4 protein-coding genes and 3 pseudogenes are annotated in these 5,539 nt (G+C 55.6%); 3 read left to right on the top strand and 4 right to left on the bottom strand.

What is annotated here, in order from left to right:
• Positions 1 to 123 (top strand): annotated as a pseudogene (locus tag LCF40_RS22840) (IS630 family transposase); the annotation flags it as partial.
• Between the two features lie 44 nt (positions 124 to 167).
• On the opposite strand, the pseudogene LCF40_RS22835 reads toward LCF40_RS22840, so the two are convergent.
• Positions 168 to 573, bottom strand: a pseudogene (locus tag LCF40_RS22835) (transposase); the annotation flags it as partial.
• Between LCF40_RS22835 and LCF40_RS22830 the strand changes: the two are divergent.
• Positions 574 to 666: pseudogene (locus LCF40_RS22830) on the top strand (IS5/IS1182 family transposase); the annotation flags it as partial. It abuts the pseudogene before it with no gap.
• Positions 667 to 1,250: 584 nt separating this feature from the next.
• Here LCF40_RS22830 and LCF40_RS22825 read toward each other — a convergent pair.
• On the bottom strand, positions 1,251 to 1,514 hold the full coding sequence (locus tag LCF40_RS22825; RefSeq protein WP_224830419.1) for a hypothetical protein: 264 nt from the start codon (positions 1,512 to 1,514) through the stop codon (positions 1,251 to 1,253).
• Positions 1,515 to 1,709: 195 nt separating this feature from the next.
• On the opposite strand from LCF40_RS22825, the gene LCF40_RS22820 reads away from it, so the two are divergent.
• Positions 1,710 to 2,066 carry a DUF6788 family protein gene (locus LCF40_RS22820; RefSeq protein WP_224830418.1) on the top strand — a complete coding sequence of 119 codons (357 nt, stop codon included), beginning with the start codon at positions 1,710 to 1,712 and terminating at the stop codon, positions 2,064 to 2,066.
• A gap of 363 nt (positions 2,067 to 2,429) precedes the next feature.
• Here LCF40_RS22820 and LCF40_RS22815 read toward each other — a convergent pair whose 3' ends face one another.
• On the bottom strand, positions 2,430 to 3,311 hold the full coding sequence (locus LCF40_RS22815; protein WP_224830417.1) for a methyl-accepting chemotaxis protein: 882 nt from the start codon (positions 3,309 to 3,311) through the stop codon (positions 2,430 to 2,432).
• Positions 3,312 to 5,016: 1,705 nt separating this feature from the next.
• Positions 5,017 to 5,400 (bottom strand): transcriptional regulator FilR1 domain-containing protein, encoded by a 384-nt coding sequence (locus LCF40_RS24010; protein ID WP_465269293.1) that lies wholly within the window; start codon positions 5,398 to 5,400, stop codon positions 5,017 to 5,019.
• Positions 5,401 to 5,539: the final 139 nt, after the last annotated feature.

The following is a 5,539-nucleotide window of genomic DNA, read 5'->3' as shown; positions in this document are numbered from 1 at the left end:
AAGAAGCTCAATCAGGTACTCGGTAACCGCCTCTTCGACTCACTGGACGAACTTCAGGATGCCGCGCTCGCTGCACTCGACAGCATCAATCCGCCAAATATCTTTACGTATTTATGTCCGTAAGTATGAATCTCCTTGCCCTCCAAAGGGATGGCGTGGCCGCGTCATCCCCGTAATTCCACCGTTATCACCGGGTTTGCGCTCTGCTTCAACCGACTCACGAAGTAGCCGTCGTTCTCATCGATCAACGCAAAGCGGCGGTACTTGAAGTACGCCAGGTCGAAGAGAACGAGCCGCTCCTGAAGCCACGAGCCTGTCTTGAACAGCGTGCTGTCGTGCGTTTTCTCGTCGGTCACCGAGCCGTTCGATCGTTTGATCGGTGGCATTGTGGAGCAGGTGGAGCGTCGCTCCAGCCTGCTCCTCGTGGCGAGTCTGGTACTCATCGGAGAGAAATTCGTGCAACCGCAGGATGGTTCCATCAGCGATCATCACGTCTCTGAATCGGTCGATATCAGCGTCGACAGCGTCGGGAACAGCGACCTCGTCGAGACCGCGCTCGACGAGCTCGCGGAGAGTGCCGTGCGTGCGCGAAGCTGGTGGCTCGAGTTCCGTGAACTGCTCAAAGCTACCGTCTACAACCTCCGCCGCAGCGTCCGATATCCATGAAATCGACCGCTGTGTACCGAAACTACAGAGCCAAATTATCCGACCAGCCACATGGTGGAAAAGACGACGTCTCACCAGGATTTGGACGCTTAGAACCCGCCCGCACTTCTCTCGTATCTCCATCTTGTCGCCAGAACGACTTAACGCGAGAATTGAACCGTCTGAGTTACCCCACGGGGGAGGGTCCATCTAGATTCGTGGGGTGGCTCGGGAGGGCGTCCGGCGAGCCACGCCGCCACCGTCACGACTATTATCCTTCCGCGCGTGTCACTCATTTGCGCGGCCTTCGCCGTCATGGAAACGATTGGGTCGTGCGGCGTACTCAGACCGGGCGGGTTCCCCTGCCCGTCCGTTCATGCTTTCTGTTGAGTGCGAGCAGCGGCGCCGCCGGGCCACGGAGTTGGGCTTACTGGGCTAAGCCCGATCACACTGTGTATTTCCGGAGTAGTCTGAAGCGAAATCAAGAACTCCAACTCTAGGGACGTCATGCATCGGTTCTCATACCCGTGCTCTCCGCTTCCTCTGTCTGCTCAGTACGGATGCGAACTGAGCACTTAGAATGTTGCAGTTGGAATCGTGTGATACTAATTACGGAAAGGTGGGATGAGATTAAATGCTGCTGCGGCCAGCAGACAAGAAACGATAATAAACCCTCCGCTGATAGCCATTGAAGAATTAGTGAAAAATCCTCTTGCACCAATATAGAGTGCTAAAAGGGAGAATCCAAGAAGGGAAACGGTCCCAATAGCGTCTAACACTCCATCCCTGACAGCATTTCGGGATATATCCATATCCCCATCTCGATTCATTTTGCTTGTTCCACCGTCCGTTTCAGTATCGGGTACCATGTGCGTATAGTTTGATGATATAACACTTAAGTCTGTTCTGTCGAGTATTTGTAGAGTTGTGAGCAATACACTGTGTGGTCATTGCACGGCCTATATGTAGCACGAGATTCATCTTGAGCGCCAATGAAATCAATTCTAACATAGCCTTGTGCAACATATTTATGCAGAATCACAGCCAACTGTTGCACAAGGTCAATGACTTCACCCACCCCGCCGGCGTCACTCCCCGACTATATCGCGGATGGGCTCCCGAAACAGGACGACGAGACGCTTCGTGACACCCAAGAGTACATCGACCAACTCGTAGCCGATCGCGAACGGCGCCAAGAAGAGCCCGTCACCGAGGACGAACTCCCCGATGACGTCGACGTCGTCGAAGAAGATTCGGACGGAACCATCTATCACGAGTACCGGACCTGTGGCGACGATACCTGTCAGTGTATGAGCGGCGGCCCGAAACACGGCCCGTACGCGTATCGAGCGTATCGCGACGGCGACACCGTTCGCCGAGAATATCTCGGCAAAGCCCCGGACGCCAACACAACTGACTAACGAATGCCCATCAACACGGACCATCCCTGGCCCCCCGCCGGGACCTTCGATCCGCTCGATCACGCCGACGAGACACGTATAGGAGACAAGCGACGGGACGAGCAATCCATCAGCGAGGTATCAGACAAGAACCCATGACCGGTCTATACCAGGATACACCCTCACACCCGTTGTGAGAGGGTCCGAAAGCAACCGTTCAGACTCCGTGTTAGATTCCTTACCACTACTCCTGACCGGGAGGGCTGTCTTCCATACCTGCAGCTAGCAGAGGAGGCAACGACAACGGGTATCGTCGCCGACCAGAGACGTTCGTGGTGGGTTCCCTGAGACGTTCTCCCTCTCGGGATGATTGTAGCCGCTAAGTCACACCTCCGCGGCGTCAGACTGGGTCACAACGGGTGTGACGCCGTCCGAAACCTTCCCGTCGACGGTGAGCAGTTCGAGGTGGTGGTATCGAGTATCCAGCAATCCCTCGGCAGTCTCTCTGTCCATCGCGATGATCTCCTTCGAGTCTTGCGTCGCGGAGACACGTCGGTCAATGACATCGACGTCCGAACTACCGAGGCCGACCATTTCTTTCCAGACACGCTTCAGCGTCTGCGCGTGCGGTCGTTTTCCAAGGATCGCGGTCAGTGCCTCCTTGACGTTGTCTCGGGTCCAGAAGATACCACTGCCGTTCGTGCGCTTCGTCGCGAACTCATCCCATCGCTTCATGAGCAATAGAGCGCGGAAGCGGTTCTTCCGTGGTGTGCCCCGATCGACGAGATGTGTTTTGACGCGGTGTTGGCGGCAATTCGCAAGGAAATCGAGCGGACTACTCGATGGCTCGACACTTCCGGGCAAGTCTTCCGAATCCTCGCGCTCGGCTGCCGTCCCACCAGTCTCAGCGATCGATTTCGCCTGATTAGCGTTTGCGTTCGCAGCCTTCGCAATCTCCTTGGTCTGCTCGAGCGTATCGTCAGCCTCCTCGATCGAGTCGTCGACGTCATTGAGCCGACTGGCAATCTCCTTGCGGTTGCGCTCGGCGCGGGTCTGTTCGTGCTGGAGTTCGTCTACGCGCGCTTCGAGACGATTGATTGTCCGGCCCTGTTGCTGAAGGAGTTCCCACATCTCTGCACGGGAGGGAAGCTCGTCGTCCTGGTCGTCGCGATCAGCGTCGAGGCTTTCAAAGCCCAGGGCGACAGCAACGTCGTGTTCAGCGGGCGATTCTGCATCGATTTCGTCCGGCTCTTGTCCGATTGGCATTGGTCTCTGGTCGGCAGGCGATTAGCAGACAGTACTCTCCGCTGTGCAGCGCGCTCGCGAGCGGGGGCGGCACACCACGGAGGATTGGGTCACGGCTCGTCGAGAGACGACCAGCGACCGATCGAAGCGCGGTCAGGATGGATGCCGCGAACGGCCTCCTACCGCTCAGCGGAAGTAGCTCGAGATGAGACTCTCCGTCTCGCCGGGCTCTACTCCCTGCTTCAACGCCCGTGCATTCGCCTAGCTGTCGCTCTCGGGGTGGGTTCGTGAGCATTCACGCGCCCGAATTGAGCGCTGACGGTCGGCCACCGTCCTACCAAAGTCACTAACGATCCCCGGAGCAAGCCGCACAACCAAGGTCAGTGCACTACTCGAGCGCGAGAGAGTGCTGCCGCCATCTGAGGGGGAACGCTTTTGTTCTTTGGCCGAAAAGAAAGAACTGTTCAGGGGTTCTCCCTTTCCGGCGCAGTTGTTTTCCCGAGCGTTGCCGCTCCCGTTCTCAGTGCCGTTGAATAGCGGGTCGCTTCCGAGAGGTTCCCGTACGGCACCGGGTGGAAATACGGAAGTCACAGATCCCCTTCCGCGGATTCTGCGCTCCCATTGCACTTGCGGACGTGTTGGGGCCATTGTGTTCGAGGCACCCCTCTACCGCACTTGGGACAGGGCCGTCGCTCGGATCCCCCGTTGTTGATCCCGTGACAGATCTCACAGTACCGATCCGCTTCCTCGAGAGCGTGTGACAGCGGGACGAGACGGAATCCTCCGCCGGTTCCACAGACTGGCTCCCCACTGTCATCAACCGCATGACGGATGGTATCCCCCTTTGGATCAGCCCTCGGGAGCAGCGCGTAGTCGTCGCCGCCATCGGTTTGGTGGCAATCGTCTACGGAGGTTGTCAGTGAAGAGTGATCCGTCTCTGCATCGTTGTCTGATTGGCTGTCTGTCGGAAGGACAAAGCCTTTCTTTTGATGGGATGAACTGTTTGCTGGCGTCATGGTTGAAGGCCTCGACGACGGTCAATCTCAGACGCAGCTGCTGCCGAGAGGTCCGTCGTCGAGTATGTCGATGTTCGAAATCGGTTCGTCTCGGAGGCGACCGCTCGGACATCCACAGACCGAACGACGCCCTCCGTCGGGGGCAGTCACCGCTCAAGGTACCAAGTTGAGGTGAGGTGACTGCACCCGATTCCGGAGTTCCGCCGCTCAAAACCGAACGATCTCGATACCACATTAAGTAGCCGCAGGCTATCGAGAGAAGCCCATTCAATAGTCGCAAGAATCTTGGTAGTGTGGTCAGTGAATACATATGTCGTTCCCCAAGAACGACAGCAAATGAGCGTGTGCCCCTATCACACGCTCTTCCCGATCAAAGGAATTCGTAGCTTGGACGATCCTATTCCAGTGATAACCCCGATCAGCGTTCGTAGGGGAGCAGCATGCTTCCCGCTGCCCTACCTGATCAAAACGCTCTGAACGGCGTATGCCATCTCTCATTCGTGGTGTCGATATAGTTCCATAGGAGGAGAGAGGGATAATTAGTTTTCGGCGTGAACACTGTTAAGGAAAACTAACATCGAGGTCAATAATTCAACAGGATTTGTTCTGCAGGGTAGCCAAAATTGGGATGAAGCAGATCTCGCTGTCCAATATATCTCAAATGAGTTCTCTGCGAACAACTGCTTACTCTCAAAAGAGCAGTCTCCCCACTACGATGGTAGATCAACGCCGAGAGACCAAATGGTGTGTAGAATCTGTTGCATCGGTGGCTTCGATTTCGCTTCATAGGCAGCGAAGAGCTCATGAGCCCAATTGATTACCTCCTCATCCTCTGAAAAGAGCATCCCTGACGCAGATTGGCCGCCAACCGGTCTACGAGGGTATAAAATCGCGTTGGCGTCATCAATTAGTGTGAGCCCAATCGGGACATCCTCCGGGCACAGTTGCCAGCTCAGATTATCAGCCCCAAGCGCACGTTGGATACAGTGGAGTTGATGTGGATCGGTCGGCATATTATGCAGTGCACTCTGTGGACTGATGATATCTATCTGTACGCCCTCAGAAAGGAACTTATCAAGATAGAATTTTGCCATTTCATGATCATAGAGCCTGTCCAAGAAACATCGACAGAGAACTCACATGACGTAGACCTTATCTAGCAGAAACTCCTGTATAGCGTAAGGATTCATCCGTGACGTTCAATTTTATCCGATACGATCAAGATCAGCAACA

Origin of the sequence: Saliphagus infecundisoli (genome assembly GCF_020177375.1) — an archaeon.
Classification (GTDB): Archaea; Halobacteriota; Halobacteria; order Halobacteriales; family Natrialbaceae; genus Saliphagus; species Saliphagus infecundisoli.
Note: the sequence above shows the minus strand (reverse complement) of the source record. Positions and strands in the feature narration are given on the sequence as shown.

Coding starts and splice junctions, on each gene's coding strand:
- LCF40_RS24010 (WP_465269293.1), bottom strand. CDS start 5,400: ATGGCAAAATTCTATCTTGATAAGTTCCTTTCTGAGGGCGTACAGATA.
- LCF40_RS22820 (WP_224830418.1), top strand. CDS start 1,710: ATGACTTCACCCACCCCGCCGGCGTCACTCCCCGACTATATCGCGGAT.
- LCF40_RS22815 (WP_224830417.1), bottom strand. CDS start 3,311: ATGCCAATCGGACAAGAGCCGGACGAAATCGATGCAGAATCGCCCGCT.
- LCF40_RS22825 (WP_224830419.1), bottom strand. CDS start 1,514: ATGGTACCCGATACTGAAACGGACGGTGGAACAAGCAAAATGAATCGA.